Genomic DNA, 23,753 nt, shown 5'->3' with positions numbered 1-23,753 from the left:
AGCGGCTAGCGTGGCTGCAACCGATTTTAGCGAGACATATCCCATGCAAGTTAGCCCTTCCATTTTCAAGGCCTATGACATCCGCGGGATCGTCGGCAAGACCCTCACCCTCGATGTGGCCCGCCAGATCGGCCTGTCGTTCGGTTCCGCAGCGGCGGACGCCGGCGAAAAGGCCGTCGTCGTCGGTCGCGACGGCCGTCTCTCAGGCCCCGACCTGATCGGTGGCCTGGTTGAAGGCCTGCGTGCCGCCGGCATGGATGTGATCGACCTCGGCATGGTCGCCACGCCAATGGTCTACTTCGGCACCAATATTGAGTTGGATGGCGTAAAAGCCACATCCGGCATCATGGTCACGGGCAGCCACAACCCGCCGGACTACAACGGCTTCAAGATGGTCTTGGCCGGCAAGGCGATCTTCGGCGAGCAAATCCAGGCCCTGCGCCAACGTATCGAGTCCGGCAACTTCACCAGCGGCGCGGGCGGCTACCGCCAGTACGATGTACGTCAACAGTACCTCGACCGCATCACCAGCGACGTGAAACTGGCCCGTCCGATGAAGATCGCACTCGACGCCGGCAACGGCGTGGCTGGCGCCTTCGTCGGCGATCTCTTCCGCGGCCTGGGCTGCGAGGTGACCGAACTGTTCTGCGAAGTGGATGGCAATTTCCCCAACCACCACCCCGACCCCGCCCACGTGGAGAACCTGCAGGACCTGATGAAGTGCCTGCGCGACACCGACTGCGAACTGGGCCTGGCCTTCGACGGCGACGGTGACCGCCTCGGCGTGGTCACCAAGGACGGCCAGGTCATCTTCCCGGACCGTCAGCTGATGCTGTTCGCCGAGGAGATCCTCGGCCGCAACCCGGGCGCGCAGGTGATCTACGACGTCAAGTGCACCGGCAAACTGGCCCCGTGGATCCGCCAGCACGGCGGCGAGCCGCTGATGTGGAAGACCGGCCATTCGCTGGTGAAGGCCAAGCTGAAGGAAACCGGGGCACCGATCGCCGGCGAGATGAGCGGCCACGTATTCTTCAAGGACCGCTGGTACGGCTTCGATGATGGCCTGTACACCGGCGCGCGCCTGCTGGAGGTCCTGTCGCGCCATGCCGACCCGAGCGCCGTGCTGAACGCGCTGCCAAACGCCAACAATACGCCGGAGCTGCAGCTCAAGTGCGCGGAAGGCGAGCCGTTCACGCTGCTCGACAAGATCAAGGCCAACGCGAAGTTCGTCGGCGCGCGCGAGGTGATCACCATCGACGGCGTGCGCGTGGAGTATCCCGACGGGTTTGGCCTGGCACGTCCGTCCAACACCACGCCCGTCGTGGTGATGCGGTTCGAGGCCGACAACGACGCGGCGCTGGCGCGGATCCAGGCTGAGTTCAAACGTGTGATCCTGAGCGAGAAGCCCGATGCGCGGCTGCCCTTCTGATTTTGTGCTTGCCCCTCTGAACGGCAGGCTTGCGCACCAGCGCCGATGGCGCGCGGTGTACGAGGCTTCCCCTTGACCAATCTTCTTCAACCTGAAAGATCCTCATGTCTGAGTCATTGCTGCTGACTGGTGCTACCGGATATATCGCATCGCATACGTGGGCGGCCCTGCTTGACGATGGGTACGATGTCATCGGTCTGGATAATCTGTGCAACAGCAGTCAGGTCGTGGTCGAGCGAATTGCCGCTATTTCGGGAAAAACCCCGCAATTTGTCAAAGGGGACGTGCGCGACCGCGCGTTGCTCGACCGCCTGTTTGCCGAGCATTGCATCACCGGCGCCGTTCATTTCGCGGCACTGAAGGCGGTAGGCGAATCCGTGAGCCAGCCGCTGGTGTACTACGATAACAACTTGAACGGTCTGCTGACCCTATGCGAAACCATGCAGGCCGCAGGGGTAAAGCAACTGGTGTTCAGTTCTTCAGCCACCGTTTATGGCAATCCGCACACAGTCCCGATTCTCGAGAACTTCCCGCTGTCCGCAACGAATCCCTACGGTCAGACCAAGCTGATGGGTGAGCAGGTCCTGCGCGACCTTGAAGAGTCTGATCCGGACTGGCGCATTGCCTATTTGCGCTATTTCAACCCGGTGGGTGCGCACGAGAGCGGGCTGATCGGCGAGGACCCCAGCGGTGTGCCAAATAACCTGATGCCTTACGTGGCACAGGTGGCGGGCGGGCGCCGCAAGAAGCTGATGGTGTTCGGCGGCGACTATCCTACGGCCGATGGTACCGGCGTGCGCGACTATCTCCACGTGTCCGACCTGGCAGACGGCCATCTCGCTGCATTGGCTTACCTGCGCGACCACCAGCAAGGGATAACGGTCAACCTCGGCACCGGCCGCGGCTACAGCGTATTGGAAGTGGTCAGGGCGTACGAGTACGCCAGCGGCCGCCCCGTGCCGTATGAAATCGTGGCCCGCCGAGCCGGCGATATCGCTTCCTGCTATGCCGATCCCGCGCTGGCACGCCGAATGCTGGGCTGGCGTGCGCGGTACGATCTTGACCGCATGTGTGAAGATTCCTGGCGCTGGCAATCTATGAATCCGAGTGGGTTTGCGGGCTGAAACTGTCCGCTTTGCCGATAGCACTGGCAAACGTACCGGCGCGAGGTCGATTGGTCGATCCCGTGCGCCAGCCCGCTTTCGGTTTAATACCGCAAAAAAACACAGGACGGATGCTGCAAGTCGGAGAGTACTGACTTACTGACGCCGTACGCAGCACGCTCGTGACGAGATAGCCTCACCGGTCCGTCCGTTCGTCCGGTGCGTGCAGCACCTCGCCAGGTTGCGTGACGAATCCAGCCTGCGTCGACCGTGTCGACATGCGTGGCCCGCCCCTCACGAGTCGTGCTTGCTCCTGTGGACGGACGTTACCGACTCTACATCCAGGTCGAAGAACGGACTGTCTGGCGGGGGCGGTGGCAGTCCGGCGCCCCAACTGGCGATGGCAAGCTTGATGTACTCGGCCATCTGATCGTCGGAAACGTCCCTGGGTTGGTCGATGGTGACGACATAGCGGCGATTGCTCATGATGGGGTCCCCTGTCCATGCGACATGGGCTCCGACCAGCCATTCGGGATACCTGCTGAAATGCTGTCGGATGTACCGCAGACCGCATTTTCACGGTCAGCGATATACAGGCACCGGATTCCTTCCGGGTTTCACTGCCAGCGGGCAGCCCCTTTAGACCCGGCGCCCGCGTGATGCCATCACGATCGTCGGATGCGCTGGTGCGCCGTCGGCTGCTTTCGGGTGCATATCGGCTTCGTTCACTATAGGCCTCGATCGGTTTACACCGGTCGACTGAGGACGGGGTTCTCTGGACAATCCAATTCGATCGGAAGTCGCCAGCGCCTACTCAGATCCTGGCCTGTTCGCACCATTTCACCACAGCGTCGCGAAAATCCTGGCAGATCGGCGACAGGTAACCGTCCGCACGCCAGAAGATCTCCAGTTCATGCTGCCAGGCCATGCCGGGGCCCTCGATCGCTTCGAGACCCTGTCCCTCGGCCTGCTGGAGGATGCGCGGCGGCATGATGCCGAGCAGGTCCGAATGACGCAGCAGTTCGCCGAACGCCACCGGCGATGCGGTGCTCTCCACGGCCACGCGCGGGGGTGGCAGGCCCACGGCGGTAAAGCGCTCTTCAAGCCATTGGCGCAGGTAGAGCGAGCTTGCGGGAACGGCCCAGCGTTCTTCGGTCAGGTCCGCCAGCGTATGGAAGCGCGCGCGGCGCGGATGCTCGCTGCGCGCCACGATCTGCATCGTCAGCGGGCCCAGCGGCAGCCCACGCACATCCTCGGGAACGGTGGTGGGACGCGCGGCCAGGATCAGGTCGACGTCGCCGTTCTGCAGCACCGCCAGCAAGCGGGCGCTCAGGTGGGTTTCGATCGAGAACACGGCCAGCGGCCGGCTCACGAAGAACTGCGCCAGCAACGGCGAGAGCAGCGACGGCACCAGATACGGGATGGCACCGAGCCGTACCGTGCCCGACTTGGCAACCCGCTGTTCGGCCAGCTCCTGCCGCATGTCGCTGGCGGCCAGCGAGATCCGCCGCGCGTGCGCATGCAGCGTCTTGCCCACGCTGGTCAGGACCAGCCCGCGCGGGGTGCGCTCGAACAGCGGCATGCCGGCCTCTGCCTCCAGCCGCGCCAGCGTCTTGGACAGGCCCGACTGTGTCACGCCCAGCACGGTGGCGGCGCGGTGCAGGTTGGCATGCTGGGTCACTACCAGGAAGGCTTCCAGGTCCTCGAATCGCATCGCGTCGGCTGGCGGGTGCAAGAGTGGGGTCGGGGCATTGTATAGCAGCCATTGGCGGCTCCATTCCCGCGGGGAATCGCGCCGGTACTCGCGGGAATCGCGCGGGCGCGGCGGCTGCCATAGACTGCGGCCAAGGCGCTGACAGGCAATGCACGAGAAAAATCGGGCGCCATAGACAGGAGACAAGCCAATGCAGATCCCATCCGCCGCACGCGGCGCGCGCCTGCGTGCCGCCTTGCTGGGCACCATGCTGAGCGCGGTGACCGCGACCGCCGCCATGGCGGCAGACACCGAGGCGTATCCGTCGCGGCCACTGACCATCGTGGTGCCGTCCGTGGCCGGCAACGTCAACGACGCCGTGGCCAGACTGATCGGGCAGGAACTGACCAAGACCTGGAACCAGCCCGTGATCGTCGAGAACAAGCCCGGTGCCGGCACGACCACCGGCACCAAGTACGTCGCCCGGGCGGACAGGGACGGCTACACCGTGCTGCTGACCTTCACCGCGCACGTACAGAACCCGTCGCTGTACCAGCGCATCGGCTATGACCCGATCGCGGATTTCGCGCCGGTGAGCGAGGTGGCCGTTTCCTACACCGTGCTGGCGGTGTCGTCGGACTTCCCGGCGCGCACGCTGAAGGATGTGGTGGCACTGCTCAAGGCCAATACAGGCAAGTATCCATATGGCTCCTATGGAGCCGGCACCACGGGCCATATCCTTGGCGAGCTGTTCAAGCGCGAGGCCGGGCTGGACATGACCCACGTGGCATACAAAGGTGGCGCACCGCTGGTCACGGACCTGGCCGCGGGCCATGTGAAGATCGGGCTCGTGCCGGTCGGCACGGCCATGTCGCTGCTGCAGAGCGGCAAGATCATCCCGGTCGCGCTGGCCGGTGCCGAGCGTTCGGCGCTGCTGCCCAATGTGCCGACGTTCCGCGAGGCCGGCTACAAGGGCTTCGAGCCCGATGCGTGGATGGGCCTGATGTTCCCGGCGGGCGTGCCCAGGGCGCGTGTCGATGCGCTGTCGCGCGAGGTCGCGCGCATCGTGCGGATGCCGGAGGTGTCGAAGCGCATGAAGGACCTGAACCTGGTGCCAGTCGGCAATTCGCCGGAAGCGTTTGCCGCGGTCATGAAGAGCGACCAGGATAAATGGAGCCGCATCATCCGCGAAGTCGGCATCACGATGGAATGAGGGAGGCTTGAGCACGGTATGAGCGATTACCTTGGACTGGTGTGCTCGCGCTGGTGTCACTGGAGCGAACTGGAACTGCAGCGTATCGAGCGGCGTCCGCTGGCGCCGGGCCAGGTGCGCATCCGCGTGCGGCATGCGGGCGTGGGCTTTGCGCTGAGCCTGTTCGTGTCGGGCAAGTACCAGCGCAAGCCGCCGCTGCCATTCACGCCTGGCACGGAGGCCGCGGGCGAGATCATCGAAGTGGCGCCCGACGTGACCCGTCTGCGGCCCGGCCAGCGCGTGGCCGCCGCGCTGGACTGGGGCGGGTTCGCGCAGGAAGTGGTGACCACTGCCGATACCGTCTATCCCGTGCCCGATGGACTGGATCTGGCCAGCGCCGCGGCATTGCCCGTCACCTACGGCACCGTCTGGGCCGCGCTCGCGTGGCGCGCCGCGCTGCAGCCCGGCGAGACCATGCTCGTGCATGGCGCGAGCGGCTCGCTGGGGACGGCGGCCGTGCAGGTGGGCCGCCTGATGGGAGCGCGCGTGATCGCCACGGCCAGCACCGGGGCCAAGCGCGAAGCCGCGGTGCGCAATGGCGCCGCGCATGCGCTGCCGTCCGATCCGCAGGCGCTGGCAGCCGAAGTCAAGGCGCTGTGCCCGCCTGGCGGCGTGGATGTCGTGTTCGATCCGGTCGGCGGCGATCTCTTCGATGCCTCGTTGCGCTGCGCGGCGCCGGGCGCGCGCCTGCTGTCCATCGGCTATGCGAGCGGGCGTATTCCGGAGGTCCCTGCCAACCTGCTGCTCGTCAAGAACCTGTCGATGATCGGCTTCAACTACGGCTACTACATCGGCTGGGGCCTGACGGACGAGCGCAGCCGCTTCGCGCCGCAGGTGCAGGACGTGGTGGGCAAGATCATGCAGGCCGTGGCGCACGGCGAGATGCCGAAGCCGGTGCTGCAGCATTTTGGCCTGCACCAGTGGCTCGAAGCCGTCGACACCACCATGTCACGCCGCGCGATCGGCAAGGTCATGCTCGACATGCCGTGATGCGGCGGCGCAACCAGCGAAAAGACAAACGGGAGACAGACATGAACAAGACCCCCGCGGCAGCCTCCGCGCCCGATGACGAACCGATGCTCGCCGGCCTGACGGTGCTGGACCTGAGCCAGGGCATTGCCGGCCCGTACTGCGGCCTGATCCTGCGCCAGCAGGGCGCGCGCGTGATCAAGGTCGAGCCGCCCGCCGGAGACTGGGGCCGCCAGATGGGCCGCGCGCGCGATGGGATGACGGCGATCGCCATTGCGTACAACGCCGGCAAGGAAAGCGTGGTGCTCGATACGCGCACCGATGCCGGCCGGGCGGCGCTGCGCAAGCTGGCCGACCAGGCCGACGTGGTCATCCAGAACTATCGCCCCGGCGTGGCCGAGCGCATGGGCGTGGGCTATGAGGCGTTGGCCGCGCACAACCCGGCGCTGGTCTATGTCTCGATCAGTGGCTACGGGCAGGACGGTCCGCTGGCCGCGTTGCCGGCCGTCGATACCACCATCCAGGCCTTCAGCGGCCTGATGCATGTGAATCGGGACGCGACCGGCCAGCCGCGCCGCATTGGCTTTTTCCTGGTGGACCTCAGCACGGGCCTGTACGCGGCGCAGCATGCGTCGGCGGCGCTGTTCCGCGCGGCGCGCGGCGGCAAGGGGCGACACGTAAAGATGTCGCTGCTGGAAGCGAGCGCGGCATTGCAGTCCTACCTGATGCTCGACGATGCCATGTTCCCGGACGCCGAGATGGCCGCCGCCAACGCGCCCACGGGCTTGTTCCAGGCCGCGGATGGTGCGCTCTATGTGAGCATGCTCAACGACGCCATGTTCGTGAGGCTGGCTACTGTGCTCGGTTTCGACGACTGGCTCGCCGATGCAAGCCTGCGCACCAGCGCGGGCCGCCTGCCGCGCGCGGCCGAACTGTGCCAGCGCCTGGGCGTCGCGCTGGTGCAGCAGCCGCTGTCGCACTGGGAGGCGGTCTTTACCGAGAACGATGTCTTGTTCGGACGCGTCGGGCATCCGCGCGAGATGCTCGGGAGCGAACATTGCGCGCAGGCGGGCGTGTTCGGCAGCGTGGCGCAGGCAGGGCTTGGCCAGTTGCCGTGGGCGAACCTGCCTGGCCTGGCGGGCACCGTGCGACCGCAGGGCCCGGCCCCGTTGCTGGGGGAGCACACGGTCTCTGTGCTTGCCGAGTTCGGACTTGTTGCCTGACGGGCAAGGGATGGCCGGCTGTCGTCAGCACTGGGACAGCGTATCGGCCAGCCATTCGATCACCGGCCGGAAGCGCGACGCGCCGCGGAACTCGGTCGGGTAGGCCAGCCAGATCTCGCGCATGACCTCGGGTACTTCGCGCAGGAGTCGCAGCCCCGCATCGTCGTGCGCGACATAGTGCGGCAGCAACGCGGTTCCGAGGCCCGCGCGCACCGCTTCACGAACCGCCAGCAGGTTGTTGGAGTGAAAGGCGATGCGGCGCTTCGCACCATGCGGCCAGGTGGCCTCGGGAATGCCATAGCCTTCGTCGAGCAGCGCGCATAGCGGCGTGCTGTCGTCCATCTGAATGGTGGCCGAACCATAGAGTCCGAACCGCACGGTGCCGACGCGCTGCGCGACGATATCGTCTTCCTGCGGTCGTGCAAGCCGCACGGCGAGATGCGCGTGCCGCCGCGCCAGGCTGGCACGGCGGTCATCGAGTTCAAGACGGACAACGATGTCGGGATTGGCCGCGTACAGCCCCGGCAGGCGCGGAATCAGGAAGTGGCTGCCCAGCGCGGCCGTCGCGGCCACGCGCACCACGCCGGACGTGCCGCTGCCCGTGCCCTCAAGCTCGCGCATCAGGCGGTCTGCCGATTGCTCCATCTGTCGCGCCGCCGTCAGCGCGTTGCGGCCTGCCGAGGTCAGTTCGAAGGCGCCTTCGGCGCGCGTGGCAACGGGCTTGCCCAACGCGGTCTCCAGTCGTCGGATGCGCCGGATGGCCGTGGCATGCGTGATATCGAGCTCGCGTGCGCAGGCCGAGTAGCTACCGGCGCGAATGAGCGTGGACAGGGTCAGCAGGTCGTCCCACGAAACTGTACGTTTTTGCACAGCGGCTGTGTGTGAGTGGGTAATTGGCGCACAGCATAGCGTGGTCTACGATGCCTGCACAACCTACTCGACCGGAGAATCCGCGATGTCTGCTACGACCCCCGTTACGCTGCTCGACGCCGTCGGCGCCAGCCGCAAGCCATCTGCCTGGGAGGACGCCGCGCTGATCCTCGTGGATCACCAGCGCGAATACACAGACGGCGTGCTGCCACTGGTCGGGATGCCGGAGGCCGTGGCCGCTTGCGCCGACCTGCTGGCGCTGGCGCGGCAGCGGGGTACGCCGGTGATCCACGTCATGCATCACGGCAAGGGCAAGGGTGCCTTCGATCCGGCGGGGCCTTATGTGTCGTTCATCGAAGGACTGACGCCGCAGGCCGATGAGCAGACCGTGGTCAAACACCTGCCCAACAGCTTTGCCGGTACGGACTTGGCCGCGCGGCTTGCGCAGCTGGGCCGCAAGGAACTGATCGTGGCCGGATTCCAGACGCACATGTGCATCAGTGCGACGGTGCGCTCGGCGCTCGATCATGGTTATCGCGTCACGCTGGTGGCCAATGCCTGTGCCACGCGCGACCTGCCTGATCCGCTCGGCGGCGAGCCGCTGCGCGCGGCGCAATTGCACCGTGCCACGCTGGCGGCCTTGCATGACCGCTTTGCGACGGTGGTGCCGGATGCATCGGCCTGGAAAGCTTGATTCCGGAAAGGCGCGCCGCAAAAACAAAAACGGACGGTGCCAAAGTGGCGACCGTCCGTGTTTGCGTTGTGCGTTGGTAGGCTCGATTGGACTCGAACCAACGACCCCCACCATGTCAAGGTGGTGCTCTAACCAGCTGAGCTACGAGCCTAGCGAAGCCGCAGATTATAGAGATGCCTTCGCGGCGGCGCAAGTATTTCGGAAATGTTTTTGTTCAGCCGGTGATGCGGTCCCGCAGCTCGCGCTTTAGCACCTTGCCGATGGCGCTGCGGGGTAGGCTGTCGACGACGTGCAGCGCGCTCAGCCGCTGGGTCTTGCCAAGGCGTTCGTTGGCCCAGTCGAGCACCGCCTGCGCCGTGGCGCCGTGCCCATCGCGCAGCGCGATAAAGCCGACCGGCGTCTCGCCCCAGCGCTCCGACGGCACGCCGACCACGGATACATCGAGCACAGCCTCATGCGTTCGCACCACGGCTTCAATATCGCTCGGGTAGATATTGAAGCCGCCCGAGATGATCACGTCTTTCATGCGGTCCATCAGCACCAGGAAGCCGTCTTCGTCGAAGCGGCCGATATCGCCCGTGCGGATAAAGCGATTGCCCTCGGCGTCATGCCATTCCACCTCGGCCGACTTGGCCGGCAGGTTGTGGTAGCCGTTCATCATGGCGCCGGAGCGGCCGACGACTTCACCAGTGCTGCCGGGCGGCAGTTCCTTGCCGTCTTCGCCGATGATGCGCACGTCCGCGCCCGTTGCGGGACGTCCGACCGTGTGCAGCTTGTCGGGGAACTCGTCGGCGGCCAGCATGCAGCCGCCACCGCCTTCGGTCATGCCATACAGCTCCGTCAGCTTGCCGGGCCAGCGGCGCAGCACTTCGGCTTTGAGCGCAGCGCTGAACGGCGCGCTCGTGCAGAACTTGCGCCGGAAGCTCGACAGGTCGTACTTGTCGAAGTCCGGATGGGCCATCAGGCGCTGGTATTGCACCGGCACCAGCATGGTATGCGTGACGCGATGGCGCTGGGCCAGTTCCAGGTACTTGCCGGCGTCGAACTTCGGCATCAGCACGGCCGTGCCGCCCAGCCCGATGGTCGGGAAGAAGCTTGCAAGCGTGGTGTTCGAGTAGAGCGGGGTGGAGAGCAGCGTGATGGCGTCGGTGCCGTACCCGGTCATCGCGCCGCGCGACACGTGCGCCCAGCGCATGCCGTGCGATTGCACGATGCCCTTGGGCATGCCCGTCGTACCGGACGAATAGATGATATTGAGCGGCAGTTCCGGCCGCACTTCCGGCTCCGTGAATGGTGTCCCCGCCGGTGCCAGCCAGGCCTGGAAAGGCTGGCCCGCGGCGCTGTTGTCCAGCGTCACGATACGCGTGGCGCCAAGCTGCGGCAGCACGGGCTGCAGGGCGGCGGCTACCGCGGCATCGACGAACAGGATGCCTGCCTCTGCATCGGCCACCATGTCGGCCAGGCTTTGCGCGGTGGAGGAGGGCGCGAGCGGTGCGACGACCACGCCGGCGCGGATGGCGCCGAGATACACGGCGGCATATTCGATGGAAGAGGTCGCACAGATCGAGATCGCGCCGCCGGGCTGCACGCCGTCGCGCTGCAGTGCTGCGCCGATGCGGGTCATGATGGCATCGAGTTCGCCATAAGACATCGATTGCTCGCCCTGCACAAGGGCGGCATGCGCGGGATGGCTCGCAGCGTGGCCGCGCACAAGGACGGACATGCTGGTGAAGGGGCGTTGCATCGGGGAGGTGTCGGTCATGGCATACAGGCCGGCGGAAGTTGTCCTTGCGCCGGCGATCGGGGATTCAGTTCGGGGAAGCTTATTGCACCTGGGCGCCGGAATCTTTAACAACCTTGCTCCAGCGCGTGATCTCGGCGTCGATGTGCGTGCGCAGCGCGTCAGGCGTGGAGCCCACCGGTTCATAGCCATTGGAGGCGAGATTGGCCTTCAGCTCGGGCTCCTTCAATACCGTCGCAATCTCGCGGCTGAGGCGGTCGACCACCGGAGCCGGCGTGCCGGCCGGTGCCAGCACGGCATACCAGCCGGTGATGTTGATGCCCGGCACGCCAGCCTCGGCCAGCGTCGGGACATCGGGCGCGATGGCCGCGCGCTTCGTGCCGGTCACGGCGAGTGCGCGCACCTTGCCGGCGCGCACATGCGGCAGCGTGGTCGAGATGCTGTCGAAGGTAAGCTGGACCTCGCCCGACAGCATCGCCGTCACCACCTGCGCGCTGCCCTTGTACGGTACGTGTGTCATCTTGATGCCTGTCACCGAATCGAACAGCTCGCCCGCGAGGTGGCCGGTGTTGCCGTTGCCAGCCGAGGCGAACGTGAGCTTGCCTGGCGACGCCTTGGCTTCGGCAATCAGCTCCGGCACCGTGTTGGCACGCAGCGAACTGCTGCCGGCCAGAATCATCGGCAGGTTGGCCACCAGCGAGACCGGTGCGAAGTCCTTGCGCGTGTCATACGGCAGTTTGGGATACAGGCTGGCGTTGATCGCATGCGCGGCCAGCACCATGATCAGGGTGTTGCCGTCGGGTTTGGCGCGCGCCAGCATCTGCGTGGCGATGGTGCCGCCGGCGCCGGGACGGTAGTCGAGCACCACGGGCTGGCCCAGCCGTTCCTGTAGCCTTGCGGCCACCGGGCGCGCGAGCAGGTCGGCGCTGCCGCCGGGCGGGTACGGAATCAGCAGCTGGATCGGACGGGAAGGCCAGGTCTCTGCCCCGGCCAGGCCGGCGTGGCCAAGCGTGGCTGCAGCGGCAAATGCCAGGCCGGTTGCCAGCAGCCAGGCGCGGCGATGTGTTCCAGTGCTCGAATGCGTGTTCATCGATGTCTCCTTCGGTTTCTTATACCGGTTGTGCCGCAGCGTCCTCTCGCGTGGCGGCTGGGACACTTATGTGGGAAACCTTAAATCGCGCGCGCAAGCAGGGGAATTCCGAAATGGCAAAGGTTGGCTTCTGCAACACGGTGCTTGGCCGGAATCTTGGTGTTTGGGGAGATTTTGGCGTTTGGTTCCTTCGATCAAGCAGAATCTCTGTGATCAGGGAGATTTCTTGCTTCTGCTAGCGTGGCAACCTAAAATCCTTGCGATCAGGGAGATTTTTTATGCAACTCCAGCTTGGCGATGCCGCCGACATCGGTGCCATCGTACGTGCATCCCGGAAGGCACACGGCATGCGACAGGACGACGCCGCTGGCGCGATCGGCGTTAGCGAGAACTTTATGGTCCGCGTCGAAAACGGCGCCGAGGGGATCCAGTGGGGCAAGTTGTTCCAGGTACTGAACGGATTGGGCATCCGCATCGTGGTGGACGTGCCGGAGGCCGCTTTCCCGCTGGTCGATTCCGAGCGCGACAAGCTCCGGCATCGCCAGGCCCGCAGCCGCCGGCGCCGGGCTTCGGCGGGAACGGAGCCTGCAGCAAAGGATGGGCATGGCTGATCGTGTCCTGCTGGCGAGCATCAACGGCGCACTGGTGGGCACGCTGCGCGACGAGCACGACGTCTGGTCATTCGAATACACGCCCGCCTGGCTGGCGGATTCGCAAGGCTTTGCGCTGAGCCCGGCGCTGCCATTGCAGGCCGGCCGGCAAATCGACGGCAGCAGCGTGCGTCCGGTCCAGTGGTACTTTGACAATCTGCTGCCCGAAGAGGGCCAGCGCGTCTTGCTGGCCCGTGACGCAGGCATCCGCAACGAAGCCGACGCCTTCGCCTTGCTGGCGTGGTATGGCGCGGAATCGGCCGGATCGCTGACGTTGCTGCCGCCGGGCAAGTCCTTGCAGCAGGCGCCGGCGATGCGCCCGTTGCCGGACGCCGAACTCGATGCGCGCATCCGCAATCTGCCGCGCGTTCCGCTGACGCACGATGCGCTCAAGCGCATGTCGCTGGCGGGCGCCCAGCACAAGCTGGCAGTGGTGCTGCAAGACGGCCAGTTGTACGAGCCCGGCGCGGATACCCCATCGACGCATATCCTCAAGCCGACGCACCAGGAAAACGCGTTCTATCCGCACTCGGTCGCGAACGAGTGGTTCGTGATGTCGCTGGCCGCAAGGCTGAAGCTCGACGTGCCGGGGGTGCACCGGCGTTATGTGCCGTCTCCCGTCTACATGGTCGATCGCTTCGACCGTCGCCATCTTCCGCAGGGCTGGCGGCGCCTGCACGCCATCGACGCGTGCCAGTTGCTGAACCTCTCGCGCGCGTTCAAGTACGACCAGGGCAGCGTCGAAAGGCTGGGGGAGCTGGCGGATCTATGCCGTGCGCCGGCACTGGTGCGGGCGAGGCTGTTCGACTGGCTGGTGTTCAATATCCTGACAGGCAATTCCGACGCGCATTTGAAGAACCTGAGTTTTCTGGTTTCCGGCGAGGGCATTGCGCTGGCGCCGTTCTATGACCTGCTGAGCGAAGCGGCATACGGCACGCGCACTTACGACAAGACCAACTGGCCGGACGGACACCGCTTTGCGTGGCCGGTGCTGGGCGTCGAATTCTATGGCGACTTTTCGCGTGCGCTGGTGCTAGAGGCCGGGCGCTTGATGGGGCTGGCGGCACCGACCGCGGAGCGTCGCCTCGATGTCATGCTGAAGGCCATCGGGCCCGCCGTCGAAGGCCTCTATGCGCAGGCGGAACAGGAAAACACCGCCATGGCAGCGAAGGATCCGGCACTGCGCAGCGGGCTGGCTGGTGAACTGTCCTGCTTGCGCGTGATTCGCTTCACGGTGATTGACGACATGTTGAGAGTGCTGTCGCGGTGAAGGTTGCGGCATAAGATTGTTGGGAGCTCTTCACAAGGTGCCGAACATGACGATTGACTACTTTGCAGAAAACAATCCCGCAACACGAATGCTACCGCGCTCGCTGGCGACAAAGGCCGGTGACTTTGTCTATGTATCCGGGCAAGTGGCAAGGGCGGAAGACGGTACTCTTGTCGTCGGCGGGATTGAAGTACAAACGCGCCAGACCTTGCACAACGTTGCCAGTGTTCTGGCACTGGCAGGTTGCACACTCAACGACGTCGTCAAGACAACGGTGTGGCTCGAAGACCCGAGCGACTTCGAGGGATTCAATCGCATCTACGGCGAGTTCTTTCCCGGAGGCAAGCCGGCACGTTCGACATTGCAGGGCAGGAATATGGCAGGCACCAAGATAGAAGTTGAGGCTATTGCCTTTAACCCTGTTTCTTCGTGAGCGGGATCGAGGTCATGGAAGAAGCCGCAGATGGCACCGAGCGCCAGCGGAACCCGGTTCAGTCGGCGGAGCAGGCCTGGGATGAGAGACCTGCTCAAGCCGGGATCTTCACAGACCGAGTGCCATGCCGTCACTGCGTGGATCATGTGCCCCGGTTATGCGCCCGTCCGGATCGAGGCGGATCGCTCCGGGATGGCCGGCAAGCTGGCTCTGGGCCGGCAGCGGGCTGAGTTCGTGTCCACGCCTGGCCAGCTCCGCAAACACTGGCTTGCCGGCGTCCTGCTCCAGCTTGAGACTGTCCCGGCTGTCGGAGAACGTCTTGCCCAGCAGGAAGCGCGGGCGGCGCAGCGCGGTGAGCGGGTCCATGCCGTAGTCGATCAGCCGTGTCAGGACCGCAGCCAGCGTCTGTGGCTGGCCATCGGCCCCCTGCGTGCCGTAGAGCAGGTGCGGCTGCCCTTTCTTCAGGTACATGCCGGGGTTCAGGGTGTGGAACGGACGCTTGCCGCCCCGCAAGACGTTCGGGCTCGCCGGGTCGAGGCTGAAGGCCGCGCCGCGGTTGTGCCAGAGGATGCCGGTATCCCCCGCGACAACACCACTGCCCCAGTCGAAATAGACCGTCTGGAGCATGCTGACGCAGTTGCCGTGGCTGTCGGCCGCACCGATATAGACGGTGTCGCCAGGTTTGAACACCTGTGGCCAGGGCATCGCCTTGTCCAGGTGTATGCGCCTGGCGTGGGCGTCCAGGTTCTGTTTGGACAGCAAGTGGTCCACCGGTACGTCGGCGAAATCGGGATCCGCGACATACTGGTTCCGGTCGAGGAAGGCCAGCTTCACGGCTTCCACGAGCAGGTGATAGTAATCGGCGCTGCCTTCCGGGATCGACGCAAGGTCGAAACGATTGAGGATGCCCATGATCTCCAGCGTGGTCACGCCCTGGGTGGGAGGCCGCAGGCCCAGCAGTTCGCCATCCCGATACGCCACCCGCAGCGGTACTTCGTCCCGCGCGCGGCAGCGGGCCAGGTCCGCGGCGGTCAGCGGCGATCCGGCCCGCTTCAGGCCTGCGGCGATGCGGCCGGCGAGGTCGCCCTCGTAGAATTCGCGGCCGCCATACGTTGCCAGCCGGTCCAGCGTGCGGGCAAGTTCCGGTTGCCTGAAGGGTTCTCCGGCGGCCGGAATCCTGCCTTGCGGCATGAAGACGCGGTCGAAGCCCGGCCAGTCGGCCAGGTCCGCGGCGCGAAATTCCTGCCAGAAGCGCTGCGACGGCGTCACCGCGAAGCCGTTGACCGCATATTCGGTGGCTCTGGAGAACAGGGAGGACCATGCCTGCTTGCCGCCCCATTCCTTGCGGCTGAGCTCGAATGCCTGCTCCCAGGTGGCCACCGTCGCCGCGGCGGTCAAGGTAGCGCCGGGGCCCCGTGTCGGAATGGCGCTACCGTATGCAGGCGGACGCATGGCCGCCTGACCGATGCCGGAGAGCGTGCGGACATTGCCATGCCGGTCGCTGATGACCAGGAATGCGTCGCCGCCCAGCCCCGTAAAGTGCGGGTACGTGACGCTCAGCACGGCGCCAATGGCGATGGCCGCCTCGATTGCATTGCCTCCGGCCTGCAGCACTTCCAGCCCGGCCCGGCTGGCGAGTTCGTGCGGGCTGGTTACCATGCCATGTGTCGAGCGCGCCGGCCTGCGCTGATCCGGCAGCGTGTCCGCCTGCCCGTTGCACGGCAGCACGGCCGCGCCTGCCACGGCGGCAGAGCCGGCCAGAAACTCCCGGCGCGTGGTGCCCGCGCTGACCGGAAAGCCGTCGTCAAGAATTCCCATGAACGTTCCCCAAAATCTGCTTCGTCTGCCGGATTGATTGCCGGACCTGACAGTTGCCACACAAGACTGCCGGGCAGCGGGCATGCAGCGCGAGTCAGCCGCATGCCCCCTACGCAGACTCAAGCCTCCTGTTGCCATCCATTCCACGACTTCTTGCCGCTGCCCTCGGGGGCCGAATAACGCTCCTTGAGCCATGCGTATGCCGGCCCGAGCGCGTTCATCGCCACTACGGCGCCCAGGGCGGCAACGGGATCGTGCGGCACCGGTCCGAAACCTCCGAACAGGGTGGCAAAGTACGATGCGAAGCCGAAGAACATCCCCGGGATAAAGCCAAGTAACGGGAAGACGCGGGCCAGGAACATCATGCTGGCGTTTAGCGTGAACAGGATCACCATCTGTGCAACGATGAACGACGCGCCCGTGAACTGCGTCGAGGCCTGACGGAAGCACAGTACGATCAGGAACGCGAACAGCGATCCGACCGGCAAGGTCGGCCAGATCTTCTTCAGGTTCTCTGCCGTCGGCCCGCCCATGGCGAACGTGGCGGCCCAGCTGATGAAGATCGCCCAGGGCGGCAGGTGATAGGGCGGCAAGGCGATCAGGACCGTGGTGACGGCGAGCAACGACGCTACGATCTCTGCAGGCAGCTTCTTCATGGTGGTCTCCTCCTGGTCAGGACAATTCAGTGCGCACAGCACTGGTGGCGGTGGATTTCACAGCGATGCTGGGTCACGACGGTGATCCTTCCGCGCTTGACGACCCAGAGCCGAGGCGGAATATCCAGCAATGCGTCGGCCACCTTGTAGGCGTCGAGGACGATCAGGTCGGCGTCCTTGCCGACGGCAAGGCCATATCGCCCGTCCAGTCCGATGGCGCGAGCCGCGTTGTAGGTCCCCATGTCGAGCACTGCAAGCTGGTGCTCGGGCACGCCGAACTGCGCGACATGCGCGAGCATGTTGCCGATCTGCAGCATGTCGGCCGTGCCAAACGGGGTGAAGGCATTGCGGACGTTGTTCGACGAATAGGCAACATTGACGCCGGCACTGTGCAGCGCTTTCACCGGGGTAAGTCCGCGTCGCTGGCAAACTCGATCCTTGCGGCCGCCCAGGTAGAGATCGGTGGCCGGCAGGGTCACGATGCTGATGCCGGCTTCGCGCACCAGCTCGATCAGCGGTGCGAGTTCGTCGGGATCGAGCGCGCCCAGGCTGGTGACGTGGCCGAGCGCTACCTTGCCCTGGTACCCGGTCTCGATGGTCTTCTGCGCGATGTAAGAGATGGCGGCGAAGCGCTGGTCGCTGGCATCGTCCGCGAAGTCGGCATGGAGATCGACGGGCGCGCCATAGTGCTGGGCCAGTTCGAACACCATGTCGATATGGCGCCGGGTGTCGGCCCACGTCAGTTCGTTGTATGGGCAGCCGCCGACCACGTCGGCGCCCATCTGCATGGCCTCGTGCATCAGCGCGTAGGTGCCGTTGGATTTCAGGATGCCTTCCTGCGGGAAGGCGACGATCTGGAGGTCGAGCAGGTCGTTGTATTCCTGCTTCAGCTCCAGCAGCGTCTCCACGCCAATGAGGCCCTGGATCAGGTCCACGTCCGGATGCGCGCGAACCGCAACGGTGCCATTCCTGACGGCCATGTCGAGTACCTGCCGCGAGCGATCGAGCACGTCTGCGCGTTCCTGCTTGCCCTTCAGGATGCCGGTGACGCGGATGGCCTCGTCGAGGGTGCCGAACCGGGCTGGCAGGCGACGGTGCAGCAGCGCCTTGTCGAGGTGCAGGTGTGCCTCGATCAACCCGGGAATGACGGCGCGGCCACCGGCGTCGATGATCTCGTCCGCATGGACGTCGATGCCAGGCTCGATCGCTGCGATCCTGCCGTTGGCGATGGCGATATCGGTCAGCGGTGCGTCATCGCGGACGCAGGCGTTCCGAATCAGCAGATCTGTCTGCATGGGTGTCTCCTCGCATGAGGTTTTGATTGGATTGCCTGCTGGTTTCACAGGCGGCGCGGCGTCCATGTCGGTGGTGTCTCATGCATCCGCCGCGAGATCCGGCGGATGGGGAAACAGGCAGGAGGCGGAATGACAGGCGCTGCGTTGACTCAAGCGTAGATGCGCGGGCCGGTGCCTTGCATCAGGATCGGCTGGTTTTGGTCTAAGGATTTTCTTAGACCGACGCGAGCATGCCGTGGCCTGGCGATGCGTGCAATACGTGCAATGCGTGGCTCAGGACCAGCTCTCGGGCGCCTCGCCAATCAGGCCGTGATGGATGGCGTAGTGCACCAGACCCGCCGTCGACGCGATGTCCATCTTGTGATGGACATTGGCCTTGTGTGTGCTGACGGTCTTGTTGCTCAGCGACAGCGCTTGCGCGATGTCGTTGATGCTCCTGCCCTCTGCCAGCATCTGGAAGATCTGGAACTCGCGCGCGGTCAGGCCGGCATGCGGCAGTGCGGCCTCTGGCCGCTGCACCTGGCGAATCAGTTTCTCGGCAATCTGAGGGGATACGACGGTTCCGCCTTGCGCGATCCTGCGAATGGCGCCGACCAGCTGGTCGGTTTCCGTGTTCTTGGTCAGGTAGCCGGCCGCGCCGGCGCGGATGGCCTGTACGGCGTACTGCGATTCCCTGTACATGCTCAGGACCAGGATGGGCAGGGCAGCGCGGCAGGCGCGAATCTGCTGGATCAGCGCGATCCCGTTTTTTCCGGGCATCGACATGTCGAGCAGCAGGATATCGGCGGTGGTCTTGCGCAGCCTGGCGAGCACATCGGTCCCGTCGACGGCTTCGTCCACGACGCACATCTCGGGCACGGTCGAGATGATCTGTTTCAGACCGTCGCGAATGATGGCGTGGTCGTCGGCAATCATGATCCGTATCATGACGTCAGCTGCCCCCCTGGCGGCGTGTAGGCGACAGGGATCTCGGCCTCGACGCGGGTTCCCCCCGCTTCCTGATTGCAGACTGTCAGCCGCCCTCCGAGCATCAATGCGCGTTCGCGCATGCCGAGCAGGCCAAGACTGCCGCGCGGCGTGGCCTGGGACGCATCGATGCCGCAGCCGTTGTCGGCAACGACGACGTGCAGCATCCCGGCCCGTTCATCGAGCGATACCGATACCGCTGTCGCATTGCCATGGCGGCGGGCATTGGTGAGCGCTTCCTGCACGATGCGGAAGACGCCTGTGCTGATCTCCGGCCCGAAGTCGCGCTCGCGCTGCGCTAGTTGCAGTGCGCAGCGCAAGCCGGTTCGCTCGGCAAAGGATTCGGCAAGCCATTCGATGGCCGAGCCCAGCCCCAGTTCATCCAGCACGGGAGGGCGCAGGTCGGCGGCGATGCGCTGCACCGATTCCACCGTAGAGTCCGCGATCTCCTTGAGCCTGCGCACGTGCTGCCGCCACGCGGTGTCCTCGGCGGCCGGCCGCTGTGTTTCAAGGAAGTTCAGGCCCAGCCGCAGCGCGGTCAGCGACTGCCCCAGTTCATCATGCAGTTCGCGCGAGATACGGGTTCGCTCGGCCTCCCGCACCGTTTGCAGGTGGGCGGACAGCTCGCGCAAGCGGGAACGGGATTCCAGCAACTCCTCCCGCGCCTGCCGGCCGCGGGCCGCCTCGGCGATATAGTCCAGCGAGAACGAGAGATCGCGCGACAAGGCCGCGGCGAGCCGGGCGATATCGGGGCTGAAGAAATCGGCATCCCGTGCGAACAGCAGGCAGTAGCCGACGGGCTTTCCGGACTGGGTCAGGGGCAGCGCGACAAAGCTGCCCATCCCCAGGGAGCGGGCCACGCGCGCCTGGGAGCCGAAGCGGCGTGGTCGCGCGATATCCCGGCACACATATGCGCGCGGCTCGGCGGGAAAAAGCCCGCCGAGCCCGTACCAGCCGGCCTCGGCGCCAGCCATGAACTGCTCTTGCAGCGCCTGCGTGCTGGCGTGGCAGGCTACCCCTGAAGTGGCATCCTCGGGCAGGCAGATCCATGCCAGCTGCAGTCCGCCGGCCTCGACCGCGATCCGGCAGACCCTCGAAAGCAACGCATCGGGCCGCCCGATCTGTGTGATGGCCTTGTTGATCCCGCTGCGCAGCGCATAGAGGCGGTTCAGCCGCGCCATATCGCGCTCGAAGCGCTTGCGGTCGCTAATGTCCCGCGAGATGCCGACGGTGCCGATGACGGCGCCGTCGGCGTCGCGGATGGGCGTCTTGATGGTGTCGAACCACCTTGGCACGCCATCCGCGGAGATGCGGCTTTCCTCGTAGCGGCTGCGTCGGCCGCTCGACACGACGGCCCGATCGGTGCGCATATACACCTGTGCCCACTCCGTTGACCAGACCTTGTCCGGCGTACGGCCCAGGATCTCGTGCTCCGGGTGGCCACATGCCGCCACGAAGGCCTCGTTGACGAGGATGTAGCGGGAGTTCTTGTCCTGCAGCCAGGCCTGATCGGGAATGTTGTTGAGTATGGTGCGCTGCAATTCCCCGTAGATGTCCACCATTTCTCCCGATCATGCGTCTTTGCGCGTCATGCAGGCGCGTTGCCCGCCAGGATGTCGCCGGGCAGTCTGAGCGACGCACTTGGTCAACCAAGTCTAGCCAATTTGGTCAGCCATCGTTGTTGGTGATTTCCCCAAGAATGGATGACCATATCCGGTATCCCCTACAATCGAGCCGCCCGCCACTTCAGAGCCGCCACATGTCGACGTCGAGTGCTTCCCCCATCGCGAGCGGTCCGCAACGCGGGGTAACGCCTGGGCCGCTTGCCGCAGCGGGTGTGGAAGATCGCATCTACGCGGCCATCAGCGCCGCGTTGCTCGGCGGCAAGCTGCGCCCCGGCATGCCGCTGCGCGAGCGCAGCCTGGCGGAGGCCTTCCACTGCACACGTGGCGCGGTGCGCAAAGTGCTGGCGCGCCTGGGCGCCGAAGGCAAGCTCGAGCTGGAGCCCAATCGCGGCGCCTACGTGCCGCGTCCATCGGTGGAGGACATCCGGCAGGTCTATTGCGCCCGCCGCGCTGTCGAGGCAGGTATCGTGGCGACGTTATGCGGCCGTCTCGACGACGCGCAGCTTGCCCGGTTGCTGCAACACGTAGAGGCGGAGGAGGCGGCGCTGCATGCGCATCGCCGCGAAGAATCGATCTGCCTTGCCGGTGGCTTCCATGCACTGCTCACCGAAATGGTTGGCAGCGCCGACCTGCTGGCGTTCGTGGGGCGGCTGCTCACCAGGACCGAACTCTACAAGGCGCTCTATGATCCTGCGGAATTCATCGAATGCGCGCCGACCGAGCATCGGGAGCTGGTCGAGGCGCTGCGAACCGGGGATGTGCAGGTCACCATCGACATGATGAGCGCGCATCTCGACGACATCGAAAGGCGCGTGGTGGAGCAGGCGCAGCGCGCAGAGGAAGTTCCCGACGTGAAGACGATCTTCGCCGGCGGCTAGGTGAATGTCTCTGCCAGGTTCTCGATGGCGCAGCAGAGCTCGGTGCTGAGACGCCGCCGTCGACCTGATTCGTTCATCGGTCCATGCAGCGGTGGACGGATGCGTGGCCTGAACGATCCTAAACCTGCTTGCGGGATGCCATGCTCGCAAGCAGTGGGGGCCACATCTTCCGCCGACCGCCCGCAAGGCATAGCCTCGTAACGGTCGAAGCAAGCAGTCGTCCGCCGTGGCGAAGCCAAGCTGGCTGCGGCGCCGCGCCAGCCTGGCAAGGCTGCGGGATTTCAGTATCGGCCGCCGAATCGGGTCTTGAAGCGGGCTGTGCCAACACTGCGTGTCCGCTGTACTGGGCCAGCAGTTCATCGTGATCGACCTCTTGCACGCCGCCGCCCCAACCTGGCAAGCCGACGATCAGCCGTCCGTCATCGCAGCGCCGCAGCAGCACGCACGGCCTGTTTCCGTCGAGCAAGAGGATGGCGGGCAGCGTGGTGTCGGATATCTCTTCGAGACTGCAATCCACCAGCCGCGTCGACAAGCCGAAATGTGCCGCTGCGACGCCCAGCAGCGGTAACGTCAGCTGCATGCCGTCCCCAGCGCCCATTTCCGCCAGGGCTGCGGACGACACCGGCCGTCGCAGGGCACGGTTCAACAATAGCAAGCAGCCCAGCAGCGGATCGTCTGACCCCGATCGCCGACCCGCCGCGCACGACATCCGATCACCCATGATTCCCCCGGTTTCACTGGTGTGATTCTTTGCTTCGAGCGTAGTGCAACGCGGCACGTGCGCCTATCGTGAAAACGGGCGATAGCAACCGCCCAAGGCTGAGTCACGATTGAAACGCCTGTCTGGATGGTCGACTTCATCTGCCGCTTGCTCGGCCCTGAAGAAAATCGACCAGCAGTTTCGCCGCTGAGCCGCCTGCGCAGCCGCCTCAATACGCCGTAAAGCGCCACGATTTGTTGATCGCCACGCCATTTCGCGCACCGGCAAAGCTCGCGGTATAAGTGCCGGCAGCGATGGGCTGCGTCGGCAGCAGGAACACCACGCCGCGATACAGGCTCGCGTCCGCGATAGCCGAAGCCACCGAGCCAGCCTTCGATTCGGCAGGCACCAGGATGCGAGCGGGCACGGCATCACCGCGTGGGCCCGTTAACGTGAAACTGGAAACCGTCAGCACGTCAGCCGGTTTTTCCACGTTCACCCGGAACATGATCGGCGTACCCGCGGTGGCCAGGTCGGGCGCCGGATTCGGGGTCTCGTCCGCGGGAATGAACAGGCCGTGCACGCTGGCATTGTTGGCGGGGTAGTGCGCGGCAGCGCCAGCAGGCAATTGCTGGCCGCCCCATTGCGCGAGGCCATAGCCACCTGTACCCGCCGCGGTCACCACGCCAAAGTTCGCCACGCAGTAGTTGTCACGCATGGCGAGGCCGATGGTCTCCTGATTGCTGGTGATCCCCTGCAAGTGATAAACCGAGTTCGCCAGCGCGGCAAGACAGCGGCCGATATCGCCGTTGTAGGCATTCTGCCCGACCCATTGCTGTTGCGCGCCGCCCACGGCAAGCACCTGGTGGTACGGATCGGGGCTGGTGAAGCCGGGATTCCCGGGGATCTCCGTATGGCTCATCACCGCGTTGAGTTTCATATACTCGAGATGGTTCTCGGCCGCGGCGTCGAGGGCCGGATCCTGGCGCAATGCCCCGACCCCCATTGCGACCCGCAGGGCGTTGAGCGCGTTGAAGAATTCGAAGCGCGGATCGGTTCGGAAGTACGTGGATCTATGCGCGATTCCGGCCGGAGCAGACGAAGTCATTTCCTTGCTGGCGGTCGGTTTGCGCGACAGGTTTGCGACGATGGTGGGAGGGGTGGCGCCAGCGCTGTCAATGCTGGCGCAAACCGCGACGACGACAGACGTCGCGGCGCATGCGAGGAGGCTCTTTCTCACGTTTTCCGGGTTGTTTTTGTCTGACCAAGGGAGCTCATGGTCCGCGTAGGACGTCTGCTGATCCGCTTCCGGAGGCTTAACGTGAAAGGATGAAGATTCGTGTACAGGAGCCCGCATGCCCGCGGGCGGAACGGCTGCGTTCGGGCTTATTCGTGCCC

General features: G+C 65.3%; 22 protein-coding genes and 1 tRNA gene. 10 read left to right on the top strand and 13 right to left on the bottom strand.

Translation table 11 applies throughout. The features are described from left to right. The first annotated feature begins 43 nt into the window (after nt 1-43). On the top strand, nt 44-1,429 hold the full coding sequence (locus AC3FKG_RS15450; protein ID WP_488743472.1) for a phosphomannomutase/phosphoglucomutase: 1,386 nt from the start codon (nt 44-46) through the stop codon (nt 1,427-1,429). A 104-nt stretch (nt 1,430-1,533) separates the two neighbouring features. Beyond that, nucleotides 1,534-2,553, top strand: coding sequence for a UDP-glucose 4-epimerase GalE (galE, locus tag AC3FKG_RS15445; protein ID WP_488743471.1), 1,020 nt, complete (start codon nt 1,534-1,536; stop codon nt 2,551-2,553). 273 nt (nt 2,554-2,826) lie between these two features. Here the strand turns inward: galE and AC3FKG_RS15440 are convergent, their stop codons facing one another. Both AC3FKG_RS15440 and AC3FKG_RS15435 read right to left on the bottom strand, forming a co-directional pair. After that, nucleotides 2,827-3,018, bottom strand: a complete 192-nt coding sequence (locus AC3FKG_RS15440; RefSeq protein ID WP_488743470.1) for a hypothetical protein — start codon at nt 3,016-3,018, stop codon at nt 2,827-2,829. A 328-nt stretch (nt 3,019-3,346) separates the two neighbouring features. Continuing rightward, nucleotides 3,347-4,246, bottom strand: coding sequence for a LysR family transcriptional regulator (locus AC3FKG_RS15435; protein ID WP_488743469.1), 900 nt, complete (start codon nt 4,244-4,246; stop codon nt 3,347-3,349). A gap of 190 nt (nt 4,247-4,436) precedes the next feature. Here AC3FKG_RS15435 and AC3FKG_RS15430 point away from each other — a divergent pair, with 190 nt between their 5' ends. The 3 genes from AC3FKG_RS15430 to AC3FKG_RS15420 are packed head-to-tail and all read left to right on the top strand — an operon-like array spanning nt 4,437 to nt 7,669. Beyond that, complete coding sequence (locus tag AC3FKG_RS15430; protein WP_488743468.1) at nt 4,437-5,438, top strand: Bug family tripartite tricarboxylate transporter substrate binding protein; 1,002 nt, start codon at nt 4,437-4,439, stop codon at nt 5,436-5,438. Between the two features lie 18 nt (nt 5,439-5,456). After that, nucleotides 5,457-6,467: an NADPH:quinone oxidoreductase family protein gene (locus AC3FKG_RS15425; protein WP_483708288.1), complete on the top strand. Its 1,011-nt coding sequence runs from the start codon at nt 5,457-5,459 to the stop codon at nt 6,465-6,467. A 41-nt stretch (nt 6,468-6,508) separates the two neighbouring features. After that, nucleotides 6,509-7,669, top strand: coding sequence for a CaiB/BaiF CoA transferase family protein (locus tag AC3FKG_RS15420; protein ID WP_488743467.1), 1,161 nt, complete (start codon nt 6,509-6,511; stop codon nt 7,667-7,669). A 24-nt stretch (nt 7,670-7,693) separates the two neighbouring features. Here AC3FKG_RS15420 and AC3FKG_RS15415 read toward each other — a convergent pair whose 3' ends face one another. Continuing rightward, nucleotides 7,694-8,539, bottom strand: coding sequence for a LysR family transcriptional regulator (locus tag AC3FKG_RS15415; RefSeq protein WP_483708285.1), 846 nt, complete (start codon nt 8,537-8,539; stop codon nt 7,694-7,696). An 85-nt stretch (nt 8,540-8,624) separates the two neighbouring features. On the opposite strand from AC3FKG_RS15415, the gene AC3FKG_RS15410 reads away from it, so the two are divergent. Continuing rightward, entirely contained in the window at nt 8,625-9,233 is a 609-nt protein-coding gene (locus AC3FKG_RS15410; RefSeq protein WP_483708284.1) for a cysteine hydrolase family protein, read from the top strand. Between the two features lie 74 nt (nt 9,234-9,307). On the opposite strand, the gene AC3FKG_RS15405 is transcribed toward AC3FKG_RS15410, so the two are convergent. From AC3FKG_RS15405 to AC3FKG_RS15395, 3 genes are all read right to left on the bottom strand, one after another. Further along, a tRNA-Val gene (locus AC3FKG_RS15405) sits at nt 9,308-9,384 on the bottom strand. Nucleotides 9,385-9,447: 63 nt separating this feature from the next. Then, a complete protein-coding gene (locus AC3FKG_RS15400) occupies nt 9,448-10,995 on the bottom strand; it encodes a class I adenylate-forming enzyme family protein (protein ID WP_488743466.1) in 1,548 nt (515 codons plus the stop codon). A 61-nt stretch (nt 10,996-11,056) separates the two neighbouring features. Further along, nucleotides 11,057-12,064, bottom strand: coding sequence for a tripartite tricarboxylate transporter substrate binding protein (locus AC3FKG_RS15395; protein ID WP_488743465.1), 1,008 nt, complete (start codon nt 12,062-12,064; stop codon nt 11,057-11,059). A gap of 278 nt (nt 12,065-12,342) precedes the next feature. On the opposite strand from AC3FKG_RS15395, the gene AC3FKG_RS15390 reads away from it, so the two are divergent. The 3 genes from AC3FKG_RS15390 to AC3FKG_RS15380 are packed head-to-tail and all read left to right on the top strand — an operon-like array spanning nt 12,343 to nt 14,417. After that, complete coding sequence (locus AC3FKG_RS15390) at nt 12,343-12,675, top strand: helix-turn-helix domain-containing protein (RefSeq protein ID WP_483708281.1); 333 nt, start codon at nt 12,343-12,345, stop codon at nt 12,673-12,675. Then, nucleotides 12,668-13,984 (top strand): HipA domain-containing protein, encoded by a 1,317-nt coding sequence (locus AC3FKG_RS15385; RefSeq protein ID WP_488743464.1) that lies wholly within the window; start codon nt 12,668-12,670, stop codon nt 13,982-13,984. The genes AC3FKG_RS15390 and AC3FKG_RS15385 overlap by 8 nt, the downstream gene beginning before the upstream one ends. A gap of 46 nt (nt 13,985-14,030) precedes the next feature. Further along, nucleotides 14,031-14,417 (top strand): RidA family protein, encoded by a 387-nt coding sequence (locus AC3FKG_RS15380; protein ID WP_483708279.1) that lies wholly within the window; start codon nt 14,031-14,033, stop codon nt 14,415-14,417. A 108-nt stretch (nt 14,418-14,525) separates the two neighbouring features. Here the strand turns inward: AC3FKG_RS15380 and AC3FKG_RS15375 are convergent, their stop codons facing one another. The 5 genes from AC3FKG_RS15375 to AC3FKG_RS15355 all read right to left on the bottom strand — a co-directional run bounded on the left by AC3FKG_RS15375 (nt 14,526) and on the right by AC3FKG_RS15355 (nt 20,714). Then, complete coding sequence (locus AC3FKG_RS15375) at nt 14,526-16,235, bottom strand: gamma-glutamyltransferase family protein (RefSeq protein ID WP_488743463.1); 1,710 nt, start codon at nt 16,233-16,235, stop codon at nt 14,526-14,528. A gap of 119 nt (nt 16,236-16,354) precedes the next feature. Beyond that, complete coding sequence (locus tag AC3FKG_RS15370) at nt 16,355-16,891, bottom strand: DUF1097 domain-containing protein (protein WP_488743462.1); 537 nt, start codon at nt 16,889-16,891, stop codon at nt 16,355-16,357. Nucleotides 16,892-16,917: 26 nt separating this feature from the next. Then, complete coding sequence (locus AC3FKG_RS15365) at nt 16,918-18,186, bottom strand: amidohydrolase family protein (protein WP_483708276.1); 1,269 nt, start codon at nt 18,184-18,186, stop codon at nt 16,918-16,920. A gap of 273 nt (nt 18,187-18,459) precedes the next feature. Beyond that, nucleotides 18,460-19,113: a response regulator gene (locus tag AC3FKG_RS15360; protein ID WP_483708275.1), complete on the bottom strand. Its 654-nt coding sequence runs from the start codon at nt 19,111-19,113 to the stop codon at nt 18,460-18,462. After that, complete coding sequence (locus AC3FKG_RS15355; RefSeq protein ID WP_488743461.1) at nt 19,110-20,714, bottom strand: PAS domain-containing protein; 1,605 nt, start codon at nt 20,712-20,714, stop codon at nt 19,110-19,112. Before AC3FKG_RS15355 ends, AC3FKG_RS15360 begins: the two co-directional genes overlap by 4 nt. A 275-nt stretch (nt 20,715-20,989) precedes the next feature. Here AC3FKG_RS15355 and AC3FKG_RS15350 point away from each other — a divergent pair, with 275 nt between their 5' ends. After that, the gene (locus AC3FKG_RS15350) at nt 20,990-21,655 is read left to right on the top strand and encodes a GntR family transcriptional regulator (RefSeq protein ID WP_488743460.1); all 666 of its coding nucleotides are present in this window, start codon (nt 20,990-20,992) and stop codon (nt 21,653-21,655) included. A gap of 118 nt (nt 21,656-21,773) precedes the next feature. On the opposite strand, the gene AC3FKG_RS15345 is transcribed toward AC3FKG_RS15350, so the two are convergent. Together AC3FKG_RS15345 and AC3FKG_RS15340 are read right to left on the bottom strand one after the other, a co-directional pair. Further along, entirely contained in the window at nt 21,774-22,364 is a 591-nt protein-coding gene (locus tag AC3FKG_RS15345) for a cysteine peptidase family C39 domain-containing protein (RefSeq protein WP_488743527.1), read from the bottom strand. A gap of 220 nt (nt 22,365-22,584) precedes the next feature. After that, entirely contained in the window at nt 22,585-23,712 is a 1,128-nt protein-coding gene (locus AC3FKG_RS15340; protein WP_488743459.1) for a CAP domain-containing protein, read from the bottom strand. Nucleotides 23,713-23,753: the final 41 nt, after the last annotated feature.

It is taken from the genome of Cupriavidus sp. 22TCCZM04-2, from assembly GCF_057798895.1.
The sequence above is the reverse complement of the archived record's forward strand: the minus strand, read 5'-3'. Positions and strand labels throughout refer to the sequence as shown.

Bases quoted from the DNA above. Each gene is read 5' to 3' on its own strand.
- AC3FKG_RS15450 (WP_488743472.1), top strand. From the start codon at position 44: ATGCAAGTTAGCCCTTCCATTTTCAAGGCCTATGACATCCGCGGGATC.
- galE (WP_488743471.1), top strand. From the start codon at position 1,534: ATGTCTGAGTCATTGCTGCTGACTGGTGCTACCGGATATATCGCATCG.
- AC3FKG_RS15440 (WP_488743470.1), bottom strand. From the start codon at position 3,018: ATGAGCAATCGCCGCTATGTCGTCACCATCGACCAACCCAGGGACGTT.
- AC3FKG_RS15435 (WP_488743469.1), bottom strand. From the start codon at position 4,246: ATGCGATTCGAGGACCTGGAAGCCTTCCTGGTAGTGACCCAGCATGCC.
- AC3FKG_RS15430 (WP_488743468.1), top strand. From the start codon at position 4,437: ATGCAGATCCCATCCGCCGCACGCGGCGCGCGCCTGCGTGCCGCCTTG.
- AC3FKG_RS15425 (WP_483708288.1), top strand. From the start codon at position 5,457: ATGAGCGATTACCTTGGACTGGTGTGCTCGCGCTGGTGTCACTGGAGC.
- AC3FKG_RS15420 (WP_488743467.1), top strand. From the start codon at position 6,509: ATGAACAAGACCCCCGCGGCAGCCTCCGCGCCCGATGACGAACCGATG.
- AC3FKG_RS15410 (WP_483708284.1), top strand. From the start codon at position 8,625: ATGTCTGCTACGACCCCCGTTACGCTGCTCGACGCCGTCGGCGCCAGC.
- AC3FKG_RS15400 (WP_488743466.1), bottom strand. From the start codon at position 10,995: ATGACCGACACCTCCCCGATGCAACGCCCCTTCACCAGCATGTCCGTC.
- AC3FKG_RS15395 (WP_488743465.1), bottom strand. From the start codon at position 12,064: ATGAACACGCATTCGAGCACTGGAACACATCGCCGCGCCTGGCTGCTG.
- AC3FKG_RS15390 (WP_483708281.1), top strand. From the start codon at position 12,343: ATGCAACTCCAGCTTGGCGATGCCGCCGACATCGGTGCCATCGTACGT.
- AC3FKG_RS15385 (WP_488743464.1), top strand. From the start codon at position 12,668: ATGGCTGATCGTGTCCTGCTGGCGAGCATCAACGGCGCACTGGTGGGC.
- AC3FKG_RS15380 (WP_483708279.1), top strand. From the start codon at position 14,031: ATGACGATTGACTACTTTGCAGAAAACAATCCCGCAACACGAATGCTA.
- AC3FKG_RS15375 (WP_488743463.1), bottom strand. From the start codon at position 16,235: ATGGGAATTCTTGACGACGGCTTTCCGGTCAGCGCGGGCACCACGCGC.
- AC3FKG_RS15370 (WP_488743462.1), bottom strand. From the start codon at position 16,891: ATGAAGAAGCTGCCTGCAGAGATCGTAGCGTCGTTGCTCGCCGTCACC.
- AC3FKG_RS15365 (WP_483708276.1), bottom strand. From the start codon at position 18,186: ATGCAGACAGATCTGCTGATTCGGAACGCCTGCGTCCGCGATGACGCA.
- AC3FKG_RS15360 (WP_483708275.1), bottom strand. From the start codon at position 19,113: ATGATACGGATCATGATTGCCGACGACCACGCCATCATTCGCGACGGT.
- AC3FKG_RS15355 (WP_488743461.1), bottom strand. From the start codon at position 20,714: ATGGTGGACATCTACGGGGAATTGCAGCGCACCATACTCAACAACATT.
- AC3FKG_RS15345 (WP_488743527.1), bottom strand. From the start codon at position 22,364: ATGTCGTGCGCGGCGGGTCGGCGATCGGGGTCAGACGATCCGCTGCTG.
- AC3FKG_RS15340 (WP_488743459.1), bottom strand. From the start codon at position 23,712: ATGCGGGCTCCTGTACACGAATCTTCATCCTTTCACGTTAAGCCTCCG.